This is a genomic window from Fimbriimonas sp. LA-C6 (genome assembly GCF_055398105.1).
The window spans coordinates 692,544-706,392 of the sequence record NZ_AP038796.1 but is presented as its reverse complement, the minus strand read 5'-3'; the positions used below and the strand labels follow the sequence as shown (position 1 = coordinate 706,392).

The 13,849-nt window shown below is 54.0% G+C and carries 14 protein-coding genes; 6 read left to right on the top strand and 8 right to left on the bottom strand.

Translation table 11 applies throughout. The features are described 5' to 3' along the window. Nucleotides 1-102 precede the first annotated feature (102 nt). Nucleotides 103-1,500 carry an aspartate ammonia-lyase gene (locus tag ACZ51B_RS03335; RefSeq protein WP_464295814.1) on the bottom strand — a complete coding sequence of 466 codons (1,398 nt, stop codon included), beginning with the start codon at nucleotides 1,498-1,500 and terminating at the stop codon, nucleotides 103-105. 24 nt (nucleotides 1,501-1,524) lie between these two features. On the opposite strand from ACZ51B_RS03335, the gene ACZ51B_RS03330 reads away from it, so the two are divergent. The 6 genes from ACZ51B_RS03330 to ACZ51B_RS03305 all read left to right on the top strand — a co-directional run bounded on the left by ACZ51B_RS03330 (nucleotide 1,525) and on the right by ACZ51B_RS03305 (nucleotide 6,492). Then, a complete protein-coding gene (locus ACZ51B_RS03330) occupies nucleotides 1,525-2,043 on the top strand; it encodes a YiiD C-terminal domain-containing protein (protein ID WP_464295813.1) in 519 nt (172 codons plus the stop codon). A gap of 21 nt (nucleotides 2,044-2,064) precedes the next feature. Beyond that, entirely contained in the window at nucleotides 2,065-2,517 is a 453-nt protein-coding gene (locus ACZ51B_RS03325) for an acetyl-CoA carboxylase biotin carboxyl carrier protein (RefSeq protein WP_464295812.1), read from the top strand. Nucleotides 2,518-2,557: 40 nt separating this feature from the next. Continuing rightward, on the top strand, nucleotides 2,558-3,853 hold the full coding sequence (locus ACZ51B_RS03320; protein WP_464295811.1) for a homoserine dehydrogenase: 1,296 nt from the start codon (nucleotides 2,558-2,560) through the stop codon (nucleotides 3,851-3,853). Nucleotides 3,854-3,890: 37 nt separating this feature from the next. After that, on the top strand, nucleotides 3,891-4,454 hold the full coding sequence (locus ACZ51B_RS03315) for a hypothetical protein (RefSeq protein ID WP_464295810.1): 564 nt from the start codon (nucleotides 3,891-3,893) through the stop codon (nucleotides 4,452-4,454). A gap of 3 nt (nucleotides 4,455-4,457) precedes the next feature. Next, on the top strand, nucleotides 4,458-5,303 hold the full coding sequence (locus ACZ51B_RS03310) for a carbon-nitrogen hydrolase family protein (RefSeq protein WP_464295809.1): 846 nt from the start codon (nucleotides 4,458-4,460) through the stop codon (nucleotides 5,301-5,303). Nucleotides 5,304-5,388: 85 nt separating this feature from the next. Beyond that, nucleotides 5,389-6,492 (top strand): hypothetical protein, encoded by a 1,104-nt coding sequence (locus tag ACZ51B_RS03305; protein ID WP_464295808.1) that lies wholly within the window; start codon nucleotides 5,389-5,391, stop codon nucleotides 6,490-6,492. A gap of 56 nt (nucleotides 6,493-6,548) precedes the next feature. Here ACZ51B_RS03305 and mqnC read toward each other — a convergent pair whose 3' ends face one another. From mqnC to lysA, 7 genes are all read right to left on the bottom strand, one after another. Continuing rightward, entirely contained in the window at nucleotides 6,549-7,652 is a 1,104-nt protein-coding gene (gene mqnC, locus ACZ51B_RS03300) for a cyclic dehypoxanthinyl futalosine synthase (RefSeq protein ID WP_464295807.1), read from the bottom strand. Nucleotides 7,653-7,754: 102 nt separating this feature from the next. Beyond that, nucleotides 7,755-9,137: a Kelch repeat-containing protein gene (locus tag ACZ51B_RS03295; protein WP_464295806.1), complete on the bottom strand. Its 1,383-nt coding sequence runs from the start codon at nucleotides 9,135-9,137 to the stop codon at nucleotides 7,755-7,757. Nucleotides 9,138-9,341: 204 nt separating this feature from the next. Beyond that, entirely contained in the window at nucleotides 9,342-10,085 is a 744-nt protein-coding gene (locus ACZ51B_RS03290; protein ID WP_464295805.1) for an HAD family hydrolase, read from the bottom strand. 19 nt (nucleotides 10,086-10,104) lie between these two features. Then, nucleotides 10,105-10,692 (bottom strand): hypothetical protein, encoded by a 588-nt coding sequence (locus ACZ51B_RS03285; RefSeq protein WP_464295804.1) that lies wholly within the window; start codon nucleotides 10,690-10,692, stop codon nucleotides 10,105-10,107. A 7-nt stretch (nucleotides 10,693-10,699) separates the two neighbouring features. Continuing rightward, nucleotides 10,700-11,695: a tryptophan--tRNA ligase gene (gene trpS, locus ACZ51B_RS03280; RefSeq protein ID WP_464295803.1), complete on the bottom strand. Its 996-nt coding sequence runs from the start codon at nucleotides 11,693-11,695 to the stop codon at nucleotides 10,700-10,702. A 20-nt stretch (nucleotides 11,696-11,715) separates the two neighbouring features. Then, a complete protein-coding gene (locus ACZ51B_RS03275; RefSeq protein ID WP_464295802.1) occupies nucleotides 11,716-12,390 on the bottom strand; it encodes a site-2 protease family protein in 675 nt (224 codons plus the stop codon). Nucleotides 12,391-12,392: 2 nt separating this feature from the next. Continuing rightward, nucleotides 12,393-13,709, bottom strand: a complete 1,317-nt coding sequence (gene lysA, locus ACZ51B_RS03270) for a diaminopimelate decarboxylase (protein WP_464295801.1) — start codon at nucleotides 13,707-13,709, stop codon at nucleotides 12,393-12,395. Between the last annotated feature and the right edge of the window lie 140 nt (nucleotides 13,710-13,849).

Sequence of the window (13,849 nt, the reverse complement as noted above, 5' to 3'; positions counted from 1 at the left end):
GTGTTTTTTGGGATGCGATCATACTGCCCAGACGGCGCCACTGCAACTGAACTCATAAAAAAGCCCTGGTCCAGCTTTGGGAAGCCGGAACAGGGCATTGTCTTACCGACCAGGGATACCAGGCTCGGTGAGGAGGGCGGGGTCGAGGGCCTTTTTCAAGGTCTCCTCGTCTAACAGGCCCTGCTCTCGAACGACCTGGGGGATCGTCTTCTTCTCGGCGAGGGCGGTCTTTACCACTGCAGCGGCGGCTTTGTACCCGATGTATACGTTCAGCGCAGTAGCCAGCGACGGCGAGGTCTCCGCATAGTGAGCGCAGCGCTCTCGGTCGGCGGTGATTCCCTTCACACAGTTCTCGGTAAAGGTGTTGAGCGTGTTGGTCAACACCTGGATGGCGAACTGAGCGGAGAAGGCCATGCCTGGCATCATCACGTTCAACTCAAGCTGTCCTGCCTGGACACAGTAATCCAGTGACTGGCACTGACCCAGAACCTGGAAAAGAACCAAGTTGAGGTTCTCTGCCATGCTCGGGTTGATCTTGCCGGGCATGATGCTCGAACCGGGCTGTACTGCTGGGAGCGTGATCTCCGCGAGGCCCGTAAGAGGTCCACTGCACAAGATTCGGAGGTCGTTCGAGATTCGAGTGAGCTCAAGGCACAGAACTCGCAAACCGCTAGCAAGTGCGCTCATCGCGAGGTTGGACTGCATCGCCTCACGAAGATCCTCGGTTGCACGGAAATTGATGCCTGTGTATTCGCCCAACAGTTCGACTACTCGGAACCGATAATCGGGGTGGGTGTTGAGGCCCGTACCTGCCGCGCTGCCTCCAATGCCTAGCTCTTCTAATTCTTCAGCGGCGTAAGCAAGCCACTTTCGGGCCTTCCGCACAGCGACTGCGTAAGCTGTAAACTCTTGCCCAAGTCGGATGGGGACTGCGTCCTGAAGGTGTGTTCTTGCTGACTTGAGAATGTCATCAAACTCAACACCCTTCGCAGCCAAGGCGTCTGCAAGCGTATCGACGGCGGGCAGCAGGTCTTCCAACATGAGTCGAGCCATGATCCGCATCGAAGCTGGGAACGTATCGTTCGTGCTCTGACCGTAGTTCGGGTGGTCGTTTGGATTGACCTTCGCGTAGGTTCCAAGCGTGCCGCCAAGAATCTCCTCAGCGCGGTTTGCAAGAACCTCGTTGCAGTTCATATTGAAGCTGGTTCCAGCTCCCATATGGAAAACGTCAACAGGGAACTGATCTCGGAGCTTGCCAGAAAGGATCTCGGTGGCTGCCTGCGCAATGGCATCGCCTACTTCTTTATCCAGGAGGCCGAGTTCAGTGTTGGTGACCGCGCACGCCTTCTTGAGAAGGATGAATGCATCGATCATCTTGGGGTGCTCTGTAAGCCCCGAAATCTGGAAGAGGTTGCGCGATCTTTCCGCCTGCGAACCCCAGTAAGCGTTGGCCGGTACCTTAACCTCGCCAAGGCTATCCTTTTCGATTCTGTACTCCATCGTGAACGTAGTTTACTGCCTGCGATGCTTCTCTCGCTCCAGGCTGCTTCCACCCCAGAAAACGGTACGCTCCACCGCATGACGGCAGAAGAACTTGAGGAATATCTTCACATCCACATCCCTCTGTCTGCGCAAATGGGGGTTCAGGTTCAGCAACTGTCCGATGAATCCATCACTCTGCTAGCACCTCTTGCACCCAACATCAATCACCATCAAACGGCTTTCGGCGGGAGCATCACCACGTTGGCAACGCTGGCAGCTTGGTCGTGGCTGCACTCTCAGTTGAGGCAACAACCGGGCAAGTTCAGTCTGGTCATCCGGTCGGGCAACACCGAATATCTCAAACCCATAGAAGGGGATTTCGAGGCGGTCTGTTTGTCGCCGCAGACCGAGGAGCGGAACCGCTTCCTGGAAATCCTTCAAAGGAAGGGAAGAGCACGGTTAGAACTCCAATCTCAAGTTCGGTTTCGGGGTGAAACAGCCGCCGAATTTCGCGGTACGTTCGCAGCACTTGCCTTAACCGACTCACAACAATCTGGTTAGAGATGTCATAATGCCCCTGTCATGGACTTAAAGGAAGGTATTGATCAGCTGGCATCGTTGATGGAGGAGTTCCATCTTGATGAGGCATCCTTTGAGTTCGAGGGTGCTCGCGTTGCATTCCGACGAAAAGCGGCTGTTCAGAACGGCGTGCCAATGATGATGGCATCAGGCCTAGCTCCTGCGACTGAAGAAGCAGCCGAAGCCGAGCCATACGTAGAGCCGGCTCCAGAAGCCCCTAAGGGAACGCCAATCACGAGCCCGATGAATGGCATCTTCTACTCAACTTCCAACCCGTCATCACCTCCTTTTGTGAAAGTTGGCGACACCATCACAGCGGGTCAAGTTGTGGGCCTCATCGAAGCGATGAAGGTGTTCAACGAAATCCCAGCTACCGTAAGCGGCACGGTTCTCTCTGTGCTCTTCGAAAGCGGCGAAATCGTTCAACCAGGCGATGTTTTGATGTACGTCGGCTAATTCTCAGCTTTGCATGTCCCCCTGCTTCCATAATTGAGGTGTGGCAACGTTAGCACCTGTACGTACGCTCCGCGTCGGCATTCTGGGTTTTGGTACGGTCGGATCTGGCGCACATCGTATGATCTGCGACAATCAGGACGCGATTTCGCGCAAAGCGGGATTCAAAATCGAAGTCGTCAAGATCGGTATTCGTGACGCAAGCAAGTCTCGCGAACTCCCTGGAGACATGTTTACCACGGACCTCAAGTCCATCGTAGACGATCCTGAGATTGACGTCATCCTGGAGCTGATCGGTGGTGTAGAGCCTGCCGGAGAGCTCGTCGAGCGTGCTCTGAACAACGGCAAGAACGTCGTCACGGCTAACAAAGAGCTGATGGCAAAGCAGGGTTCTCGCCTAGTTCACTTGGCCAAAGACCTCGGACTAGACCTCCACTACGAAGCTGCGGTGGGTGGCGGTATCCCGCTGGTTCAGCCTCTCAAACACCAGTTGGCGGGCAACGATGTCCTCAAGATGATGGGCATCCTCAATGGCACCACGAACTACATCCTCACCGCCATGCAGGAAGAGGGAGCCGACTTCGCAGACGTCCTGAAGGACGCGCAAGACAAAGGCTTTGCCGAAGCAGACCCCACCAACGACGTGGACGGTTTTGATGCTTCATACAAGATTTCCATCTTGGCCTCCATTGCGTTCGGCAAGCAGGTTCCGCTCGAAGGTGTCTATCGCGAAGGAATCCGAAAGGTTGCGAAGCTTGATATGCAATACGCGAACCTCCTCGGATACCGAATCAAGCTTCTAGGCATTGTCGAACCAGTCTCGCCTGAGAAGATCCGAGTCCGAGTCCACCCAACACTCTTGCCCAAGAGCCACCCGCTCGCAAGCGTGAACGGTGTCTACAACGCCCTTTGGCTACATGGAGACTTCGTCGGTGACGTGATGTTCAGCGGGCGCGGCGCAGGTTCTGATCCGACTGCGTCAGCCGTCATCGGTGATCTCGTCGACATCGGTCGGAACATTGCGGCAGGCGGAAAGGGAAGCGCCATCCCCTACGGCTTCGGCATGGAACTGGAGGGCATCGACTCCGTTGTCACTGGCTTCTATCTGCGTTTAGTCGTTCCCGACAAGCCACTCATCTTGGGCGCTATCGCGACAGCGTTTGGCAAGCACGAGGTCTCTCTTGCTGCCATGGAAATGAAGACTCTGGGTGATGGCCTTGGTGAGATTGTGTTCCTCACGCACCCGTGTGTGGAATCGAATTTCCACGCCGCCATCCGAGATCTAGTCGATTCTGAAACCGTTACCGAAGTCGCAAACTGGTTCCGCGTCGAAGAATAAGCGGAACCAGGGCTCACATCCGCGCGTAACGAGAGATGTGAGCCTTCGCTATTTTCTCGGGGTCGTTCTGATGACCACCTTGGCGGCCTGTATGTACGGAATCGTACACGACCAGCTGACCATCCGAATCTGCCCCGAGTATTTCACCGTTTGGCATCCGCCCGTTTTTGTTACGGATGACCTCACGGTGCTCGCGCTGATCTGGGGAATCATCGCCACCTGGTGGTTCGGTGCAATCGTAGGCGTCATCTTCGGTTTCCTCGCCTCAACTGGATCTGCGCCAACAGTCTGCCCTGTCTGGATATTCCAGAGGACGTTACGTGCGTTAGCAGTCGTGGGAGTGGTCGCAGCCGTTTGTGGCTTGCTCACCTGGATGCTCCATGTGACGGCCCCTCCTTTTATCAGCGGGGCCGAGATTTCGAGCATGGGAGACGACCTTCAGCGCCGCTTCACGGTGGATCTCGTTGTTCACAATGTCTCCTACTTCGGCAGCGCGGTTGCGGCCCTCGTCATTGCCATAAAGATCATCTTAAGAAGAAGACGCATGATCGCATGTGAAGGAGAGACTTGTTCGTTAACGTCCTCTCCGAACCATACTTAGAGCATGCGTATTGCATGTGTTCAGTCCAATGTCGCTTTCGGTGATCCTCAGCAAAATACGTGTGCGGCGATGCACACGCTCCAGCGCCTCAAGCATGAAGGTGTTGACTTTGCAGTCTTTCCGGAGGCGTTTCTTACTGGCTACTGTGTGAGCTCAGCAGAAGAAGCCAGGGACATTGCACTCCGCTACCCCGATCCCGCTCACCTCAACACACTCAAGCAAACCTGCGATGACCTCAATATTCACGCAGTGATCGGTTTTGCGGAATGGGAAATCGACCCAGCGGACGGAGAGACTGTGCGGCTCTACAACGCGGCGATCTTCTATCGACCTGGTCATGCACCAACCATCTACCGAAAAACACACTTACCAGTTCTTGGCTACGACCGGTTTGCAGAGGTAGGTAACGAACTTCCGGTATTCGATACGAAGTTCGGCAAGGTCGGCATCCTCATCTGCTTCGACATGCGATACCCAGAAGCAGCCCGAACCCTTACAATGAAGGGTGCGGATATCATAGTTCTGCCAACCAACTGGCCAGAGGGTGCCGAGACCTCCGCAGAATTCATCTCCATCGCCCGCGCGGCAGAGAACCACGTTTTCATGGCAACCTGCAACCGCGTGGGAGAAGAAAACGGCTTCAAGTTCATCGGTAGAAGCAAGATCATCAACCCAGTAGGCAAAGTTCTTGCCGAAGCAGGTGCCGACGAAGAGGTGATTCAGGCCGACATCGATCTCACAGTCGCAAGAAATAAAACGAGGGTTTTGGTCCCGGGTGAGTATGAAACCCCCATCATTTCTGCTAGAAGGCCAGATTTATATAAATTTGAGCCTGAAACCGACTTGTGACCGAACATCATTCATAGGATAATCGTCGTACAAGTGCGCTTGGCCTGTTTAAGTGCGGCCCTCTCTTGCGCTTCCATTGGAGATCATGTCTAAGTTCAAACAACAATCAAGCCTTTGGGCAGTGTTCATTGCTGCTACTACAGCGGCCGTCGTAATCGGTTGTGGTGGCGGTGGAGGTTCCAGCTCTTCAGGAACAGGCACAAGCGCCGGTACATCTGCGGGAACCTCAGCTGGTACGTCCGCAGGAACTTCAGCAGGAACAACTGCTGGTAGCACAGGCGGAGCAACAGGCTTCCTTCCTAAGAATGTCGTGTACTACACCGAAGGTGCACAAGGCAATTTCCAGTTGCGCTACGTGAGTCCAGATGGCACGGGAGATACCCTCGCCGCAACAGTGAACGGTAACTTCCAGACCGCAGCGCCGAACCCAAATGTTGCAGGAGAGCTCGTATTCGCGAACGGTCCAGCTGGCGGTAAAGCAGGCATCTACAAAAACACATCACTGTCGCTGACCGGTTCCACCACCATCGTCGCACCGACTTACAACCTCGTATTCTATCTACAGGTTTCGCCAGACGGAAACACCGTGTACTTCGTGGCAGATGACGGCACAGCAACTCGGCTGTACTCCGCGCCAAACACGCCAGGAGCAACTCCTAAGCAGCTAGACGATGCGTTCGCAGCAAGCCTAAGCCCAGACGGAACGAAGATCGTGTACTCCAAGAACGCAAGCTCTGGCGAGGTGGAAGTCTTCAGCATGAAGTCGGATGGCACGGGCATTACACAGCTTACGAGCGGCACGGCAGGCACAGACTATCCACAGTTCAGCAAAGACGGCGCCAAGATCGCTTTCACTCGAACCGATGCGGCCACCAACTTCCTCACAGCTGGATACATGAACGCAAACGGATCTGGCCAAACACTGCTGCCGAACCCAAGCATGAATCTCTTCATGTCTGGACCTTCCTTCAGCTCCGACGGAACGCAGCTATCCTACGTGATCGCCGTTTCGAACGACGCTACGGTTCCAACAGGTGTTTACCGAAGCAAACTTGATGGAACAGGTCGAACACTCCTCAAAGCAAGTGCAACCCTCCTCTCCGAAAACTCAACCTACTGGACCACGCCAAACGGTAGAGGCGCTGGTGGAGTTACCTTCGGAATGAGTCTGAAGCACCCAAGACACTAAGCCTAAACGCAAGAAGGGCTTCCCCAAGTGAGGGAAGCCCTTCTCTGTTGGTCTTCTTAAACCAGTTCGTATCGTGTGTTTCTTCGGTGTGGCTGATAGCCCGCACCTCGGATCAACCGCTCGAACTCTTCGGCGTTGAGAATGAACTTGTTGCCTGCCGCCGAAACCACGTTCTCCTCAATCATCACCGACCCAAAGTCGTTGGCTCCATACTTCAGCGCCATCTGCGCGATCTTTGGCCCCTGAGTAAGGATCGACACCTGTAGGTTGTCGAAGTTATCCAGGAACAACCGAGAGACCGCTACAGTTCTCAGATAATCGAACCCACTAGCCTTCTTGGGAATGGCAAGCTGAGTGTCTTCCGGCTGGAAGTTCCAAGTAACAAAGGCGCGGAAAGGAGCACACTCGTCCTGGAGGTCGCGGATGCGCGTCAAATGCTCCACTCGGTCTTCCAAGGTCTCAACGTGCCCAAACATCATGGAAGCAGTCGAGCGGATACCGAGACCAGCTGCAGTGCGCATGCACTCCAACCACTCATCCGTCGTATCCTTGTTCGGAGCGATAATCTGTCGCACACGATCAACCAAGATCTCGCCACCTGCACCCGGAATGGAGTGAAGGCCCGAAGCATGGAGCCGCTGAAGGGTCTCCTTTACTGTCAGCCTTGAAATGTGGGCGATGTAGATGATCTCCGCCGGAGACAGGGCATGAAGAATGACGTCAGGGAACCGCTCTTTGATCTTCGAAAAGATGCCTTCGTAGTAATCGATCTTCAGCTTCGGGTTGAGTCCGCCTTGGAACAATATCTCCACGCCACCCTTATCAACGGTGTCCTGCACCTTCGCCAATATCTCCTCATCGGAGTGCAAATAGCCTTCTTCATGGCCAGGTACTCGGTAAAACGCACAGAATTTGCATCGGACCCAGCACACATTTGTGTAGTTGAGGATCCGGCCAATGATGTAGGTGACCGTGTCGTTCGGCACTTTCCGCTGGCGCTGAAAGTCGGCAAGCGCTGCTAGATCAAGCGGGTTAGAGTGGTGAAACAGGAACAACGCATCTTCCGGCGTGAGCCTTTCCGCGCTCTTCACCTTCTGAGTGATCTTTTCAATGGAGATGCCCTGCAACTTTTCCGATGTCTCTGGTGCCAAAACTGACATGACATCTCTATTCTACTCATTTAGATATGGAAGTTTCAGATATATTTGAAAGAATAGCAAGCCTTGGCTGGGAAGGATCTCTCCTTCCCAGCTCAAAGGTGATCAGGGAGTGAAGCTGACGCCCGCCGACATAATGCCGTTAGCGATGACGTACAGAGTGTAAGTCCCCGTTGTAACTCCCGCAGGTAGCGTGAAGTTGCAGGTAACAGTGGAAGTTCCCGTTGAATATCCCATCGTGCTGAAGTTGAAGCTTCGGCAGCGCTGGAAGCCGCCCGCTGTGCTGTAGAGCACTACGATCGGGTAGTTCGTATACGGGTTGGATTCGTCTCCATAGGAGGCACCATTGGTAAGGCCATTGAGCCTTTGACCGGAGAGCGTATAGGTGCTGCCTACCTTTGTGACGGCACTAACCACTGGCTGCCAAGCCGACGAAGCGCCTGTGCTCGAAGTGTAGACGTAGGCGGTCGAACCTGTACCCGTCAGTAGAATGCGCCCGTTCGGAAGCACAAGCATTCTCAACGCGAATGCAGCACCCATTCCAGTTGTAGGCGAGGGAACTACTGTGAAGGCGTTGGTAGCTGGATCGTACTCAAAGAAGTTGGTGACATTCCCAAATTCAGTGTTTGCTCCAACACACAGAACCTTTCCATTCACCTCAACCGCGCATGGTGTGTCTCCCATAAACGAGCATCCCGCAGGAGCATCTGGACCTGCTGCCCATGATCCCGCACCTGTCAGCGTGGTGGGCGGTGTATAGATCGCCGTGTGACCCGTACCACCAAGCACCAGTACCTTGCCGGTGTACAACATCACAGCCGGCCCAATCTCACCGGCAGAACTTACCAGCCCCACAGGAATCGATCCCGTGGCAATCCAACTGTTGGTAGAGGGAATGTACCGTTGTCCTACGTTGAAAACGGCAAGTGCACTGCCGTCCGGAAGCGTAATCCAGGTCTGCTCGTCGCCTGTGTCCTGCAAGAGAGAGCCAGAGGCAGTCCAGGTATTCGTGGTTGGGTTATAGATGTCGGTGCTTGCATTGCTCCAGTTGCTGGCAATCATCCGACCATCCGCTAAAACGGTAGATCCAGTGTCACCGAGAGCCGAGTAGAGGCTGTCGGGGCCAACCGTCCAAGTGTTCGCCACAGGATCGTAGATCTCGATTCCGTTGTGGTCGGTATATGGGGAAGTTAGATACTCGCCACCACCATAAAGAACGCGACCATCTTTAAACACGGCGGTCTGACCATAGAGTCTTCCGTTGTGCATACTTGCGGCTGTGGACCACGTTGCATTGACAAAGCTAAGGGCTGATGTGGGGGTCAGCTTAAACCAGTTGGTGTAGTTGCCATAGTCATGGACTAACACCGATCCATCGGTCAGTAGAAGAGCCGTTTCAGGGCTTCCTGGGCAGGCGTTTGCAAGAGCAGTCCAAGTCCCAGCTTGGCCGTGCGCTGCGACAGCGGAATATCCTATTCCGAGCATCATCACAGCTCCCTTTAACGCATTTTTAAGCGTAGTGATTGGCAAATAAGAATTAACTTTAGTCATCTTCGACTCCTGGATGCACCTATTGTAAGGCTCCAGGAACATATAAACCCAGTAAAAGAGCCGGTGAGCTTAAATATCTCTAAGGTACTTTTGATAAAAGTGATTTAATGTTGAATGACAGCCGTCAATGACTTAAACGGTTTACAAAAGGGGAATGAGTTGCTTCAATTCAGTGATGGTGATGACGGGCACAGGGCCATCTGCTGGAAGCGTCTCCATCTCTTTAGCACTGGGAGGAATATCGGATGGACGGCGAATCCAAGCTGTCTGCCACCCGAGCTCAATCGCAGGCTTAATATCGTGCCCAAAGCTGTTGCCCACCATCAAGAGCTGATCCGTCTCAACACCCATTGCCGCTTGCGCGCGCTCAAACACGGTTACCAGCGGCTTGCCCTCAAGCATTTCTCCCTCGATAAAGATGTGATCAAAGAAGTGCCCGATCCCAAGCGTGGCGATCTCCTGGCGCTGAATGTCCGCAGGGCCGTTTGTGATGAGTCCAAGCGGATACTTCGGCTTCAGGTACTCCAACACCTCAAGAGCGTCCTCAAACAACTCCAAGTGCTGGTCTCGGTGTTCCATGTAGCTCTGGCTGAGGTTGTAAGCAAGCTCAGGATCTTGGATGCCGATCCGATCGAGCATCAATCGCATCTGCTCAGTCCGAGTCGGCGCACCACTCTTCAAATACTGGTCATACCAGCCGGTCTTCTTTAAAGAAGGCGCAAATTCACGGAAAGCCGCCGCCCAATGCTCAACAATCTCATCAACTGACAGTCCACCCGGTTTGTGCTCATCGAAGGTTTTGCGGAGAGCAGCCTTAGAGGCGTCCCAGTAACCGCAGAGAGTGTCGTCGAGATCGAAGTAGATTGCTTTAACAGAAGATAACATTGGACAACAAAGGGAAAGTCTAGTGTACCGAGCCTGTCACGCTGACGGCACGTTCACCAAGGACCTGAGGCAGCTCCTCCATACATCTTTGGTTGCCAGACGTCGACCAAAGAGGCGCAACCTCAATTTCTCCCAGCATTGTCATGGTTTCGTACTCTCCAAGCAACATGTGGAGGCCGAGCACACACTCGCTCAACTTGGTTTCGTAATTGGACCGTTCCAACCCGTCCACGTAAATCAAAAGATCAGGCAGGGACGAATTCGGGTTCTCCACAAGAACAAACGAAAGATTGGCCAGACAGACTGTCGGCTGCTGACGTTGCCTGAATGTCACGATTTTCCAGCCGGGCAGGGCGGGGCTGTGCTTTCCTAACTCCAGCACATGAGAAATCAGTTCGCGATCGCCTGCGGCGCTGATCAGGAAGGTGTTGCCTGAGTCTGAATTTGCAATCTCCCACACCAAATCAGCATGAACCTCTGCAAGGCGGCTATTGAGCGCGGCAAAAGATTTGGAGGTGAGGGGGCGTTCGTACAGGTCCTGGTTCGCTTGAAACCAGGACCAGAACTTTTCGACGGGGGATCGTTTATCGAAAAGCCATCCGAACATGGTGTATCTAGGACATGCCCATCGCGGTCCGGACCAGATCCATCGTCTCCGATGCGACCGCCCGTGCCCGCTCAGCACCCTTCGTTAAAATCTCTTCTATGGTTGCGTCATCCAGTTCAGCGCGTCGCTCTCGCATGGGTCGCAAGAACTCATTCAGGATCTCCGTCAGCTCCTTCTTGTTCTGCATGCATCCGCGCTCGCCCTGCCGATCCTCGTTCCACTGGGTTTCCCAGTCGGGAGAATAAACCTTCAGGAACTGGCACACAGCGCACCCTTCTGGAATTCCAGGATCGGTCTTCCGCAACTTGGTAGGCGTGGTGAAGGCTCCCTTGATCTTTTCCGCAGTCTGGTCAGCTGTGTCGCTCAGGTAGATACAGTTGTCGTAAGACTTACTCATCTTCCTCATATCCAGCCCAGGAACTTTCGCGCGCAGCTCATCCTCAGGGATCAGATACTTGTAAGGCTCAAACACGTCTTTGTTGTAAAGCCGGTTGAAGCGAGCCGCAATATCGTTGCCGATCTCCAAGTGAGGAGCCTGGTCACGCCCCACAGGCACGCCATAAGGCCGATAGAGCAAGATGTCTGCAGTCTGTAGAACCGGATAACCCAAAAGGCCGTACGGCTCACGCTCGGCAGCGCCCATATCCTGCTGCTTCTCCTTATAGGTGGGAACCCGTTCCAACCATCCAAGCGGAGTGATCATGCTGAACAGCAGGTGCAGCTCTGCATGCTCCTTCACGTGAGACTGGATGAACACCACGGACTTCTCGGGGTCGATTCCCGCTGCAATGTAGTCCTTAGCCACTTCGCGAGCGTTGTGGCTGATCTCACTCGCGTTTTCGTACATCGTGGTAAGCGCATGCCAATCGGCAACCATGCAGAACATATCGTTCCCCTGGTTCTGGAGCTCTACCCAATTTCGAAGAGCGCCTTCATAGTTGCCAATGTGCAGTCGTGGATTCGACGACCGCATTCCGCTTAAAATTCGTTTGTTATTTGACATGCGTAGCCCGAAAGAAGAACTTAGAATACACCGTGCATGCCTGTAAGAAGGCCAAACAAGAAAGATACAGGTCCACGCGTAATGGGAATGTGAGCCATCTGAAGCATGATCACTGTGAAAAATAGCCCCGGCATACCGATGGTTTGGTTGAACTTAAAGAACGCATATCGCTGTTTTTCGGGCAACAGCAGACCCACGAGCCAGTGCCCATCAAGCGGACCAAATGGGATCAAATTGAACACGAAGATGGCACAGTTGATGGCAACTCCATAGATCATCAAGGCAAGCACAAACGATCGAACACCCTCGCTCGGCAATGCAGCGATAAGACCCGTCAGAAGAGTAAGTCGCAGCGCAACGGCATAGAGACATGCCTGCACCAAGTTAGAGACGGGACCCGCAATGACGGTCATAAAATGATCCCACCGGGGATTGCGCATCTTCGACGGATTGCAGGGGGCCGCACGCCCCCAGCCAATCCCAAACCCCGCCAGCGTGCTCATCACCATCATGAGGGTGCCCACTGGTTCAAAGTGCTTGGTCAGGTTCAGCGTGACGCGACCGTAGTAACGAGGCGTCGGGTCGCCTGCCATATCCGCAAACTTGCAATGGGCGTATTCATGCAGTCCTATTCCGAGGAATAGGACCAGAATCTGGGCGAGGATCTCCGGGATTGGAGGAAGGTTGTCAAACATGCTTATTTAAGATCACTTGGGACGATCTCTCGTGCGAACATCTCATCCCAAGTTTCTGTACGCTGAATTAGGGTGTGTGTGCCGTCCCCTCGTAGCAGAGCCGTCGCAGGTCGTTGATATCGGTTGTAATTGCTTGCCATCGCGCTGTTATAAGCACCCGTGCAAAGCACTTGAATCAAATCCCCAACAGCAAGATCAGAAGGCAGTTCAATGTTCTCGAACAGCTTGTCTGTTTCACAGTGCTTGCCGGAAACAGTAACCGTGTGCGTTGTCCCTGTGTTCGGCTTGTCCGCACGCTCAACAGTGTATTTCGAGCCGTACATCACTGGGCGAGGGTTGTCGCTGAGACCGCCATCGACACACACATAGGTGCGGTGCCCAATCTCTTTAGCCGGAACCGTCTTAATCACCCCAACCGTGTAGAGTGTGACGCCACTCTCAGCAATCATGGACCGACCTGGCTCTTGCGCAAGCTCGGGCTCGATTCCAGAACCTTCAAGAGTCGTAGTGATCGCTTCAACAATCAGCCGACAATACTCGGTCACGTCCATGGGAACGTCCGCGGAAGTGTAACGAACGCCCAAACCGCCGCCTACATTGAGTAGACCAGCGACATAGCCGTGTTTCTCCTTCATCTCAATGGCAAACTTGGCGATCAGCTCGCCACCCGAACGCTGCGCTTCGGGATCCAGCAATTGAGACCCAACATGGCAGTGGAATCCATAAAGGTTCAGACCCTTCTCCAGACAGAGCTGGGTCGCTTTCTCAGCCGATCCGTCCACGATGTTGAAGCCAAACTTGGTATCGGCCTGACCGGTGGAAATCTTGGCGTGGGTGTGAGGATCCACACCAGGTGCCAACCGAAGAACCAGCTTGGTAGCCTTCGCTTCAGGTCGATCTTTCAAGATTTCGGAGATCACGTTAATCTCATCGAAGTTGTCAACCACGATGTGACTGATGCCCGCCGAGATCGCAAACTCCAGCTCTCCGCGCTTCTTGTTGTTGCCATGCATATGGCAACGGCTTGCAGGCACACCAGCAGCAATCGCAGCTCGAAGCTCTCCCTCGCTTGCCACATCAACAGGGCAACCCTCTTGGCCAGCGATGGCTAGCAAAGCAAGAGTGGAGTTGGCTTTTGAGGCGTAGGTGACTTCGGATCGGTTATAAACGGATCGGAAAGCGTCGATGTAAGACCGGATTCGCTCTCGGAAGTGGGCCTCACTGATGACGTACAGAGGCGTGCCGTAAGTAGCGGCCAAATCACGGGCGGTCGACTCGTCAAGTCGAAAGCGGGTGTCTTGGTCAGGCGGGGCAATCATTTCTTGAGTATGGCATCGGCAGAATCCAGGGGCAGCCGCGAACTCACAAATTGACCCGTTACGCCACTCAAATCCCCACTCCATGTGGGAGAAAGCGCACTCATTCACATCAAATTTAACAGCACCCCCGCAAGCAAGCG

What these genes read in the sequence shown, in the direction of transcription:
- ACZ51B_RS03335 (WP_464295814.1), bottom strand. Translation starts at nt 1,500, where the DNA reads ATGGAGTACAGAATCGAAAAGGATAGCCTTGGCGAGGTTAAGGTACCG.
- ACZ51B_RS03330 (WP_464295813.1), top strand. Translation starts at nt 1,525, where the DNA reads ATGCTTCTCTCGCTCCAGGCTGCTTCCACCCCAGAAAACGGTACGCTC.
- ACZ51B_RS03325 (WP_464295812.1), top strand. Translation starts at nt 2,065, where the DNA reads ATGGACTTAAAGGAAGGTATTGATCAGCTGGCATCGTTGATGGAGGAG.
- ACZ51B_RS03310 (WP_464295809.1), top strand. Translation starts at nt 4,458, where the DNA reads ATGCGTATTGCATGTGTTCAGTCCAATGTCGCTTTCGGTGATCCTCAG.
- ACZ51B_RS03305 (WP_464295808.1), top strand. Translation starts at nt 5,389, where the DNA reads ATGTCTAAGTTCAAACAACAATCAAGCCTTTGGGCAGTGTTCATTGCT.
- mqnC (WP_464295807.1), bottom strand. Translation starts at nt 7,652, where the DNA reads ATGTCAGTTTTGGCACCAGAGACATCGGAAAAGTTGCAGGGCATCTCC.
- ACZ51B_RS03295 (WP_464295806.1), bottom strand. Translation starts at nt 9,137, where the DNA reads ATGATGCTCGGAATAGGATATTCCGCTGTCGCAGCGCACGGCCAAGCT.
- ACZ51B_RS03290 (WP_464295805.1), bottom strand. Translation starts at nt 10,085, where the DNA reads ATGTTATCTTCTGTTAAAGCAATCTACTTCGATCTCGACGACACTCTC.
- ACZ51B_RS03285 (WP_464295804.1), bottom strand. Translation starts at nt 10,692, where the DNA reads ATGTTCGGATGGCTTTTCGATAAACGATCCCCCGTCGAAAAGTTCTGG.
- trpS (WP_464295803.1), bottom strand. Translation starts at nt 11,695, where the DNA reads ATGTCAAATAACAAACGAATTTTAAGCGGAATGCGGTCGTCGAATCCA.
- ACZ51B_RS03275 (WP_464295802.1), bottom strand. Translation starts at nt 12,390, where the DNA reads ATGTTTGACAACCTTCCTCCAATCCCGGAGATCCTCGCCCAGATTCTG.
- lysA (WP_464295801.1), bottom strand. Translation starts at nt 13,709, where the DNA reads ATGATTGCCCCGCCTGACCAAGACACCCGCTTTCGACTTGACGAGTCG.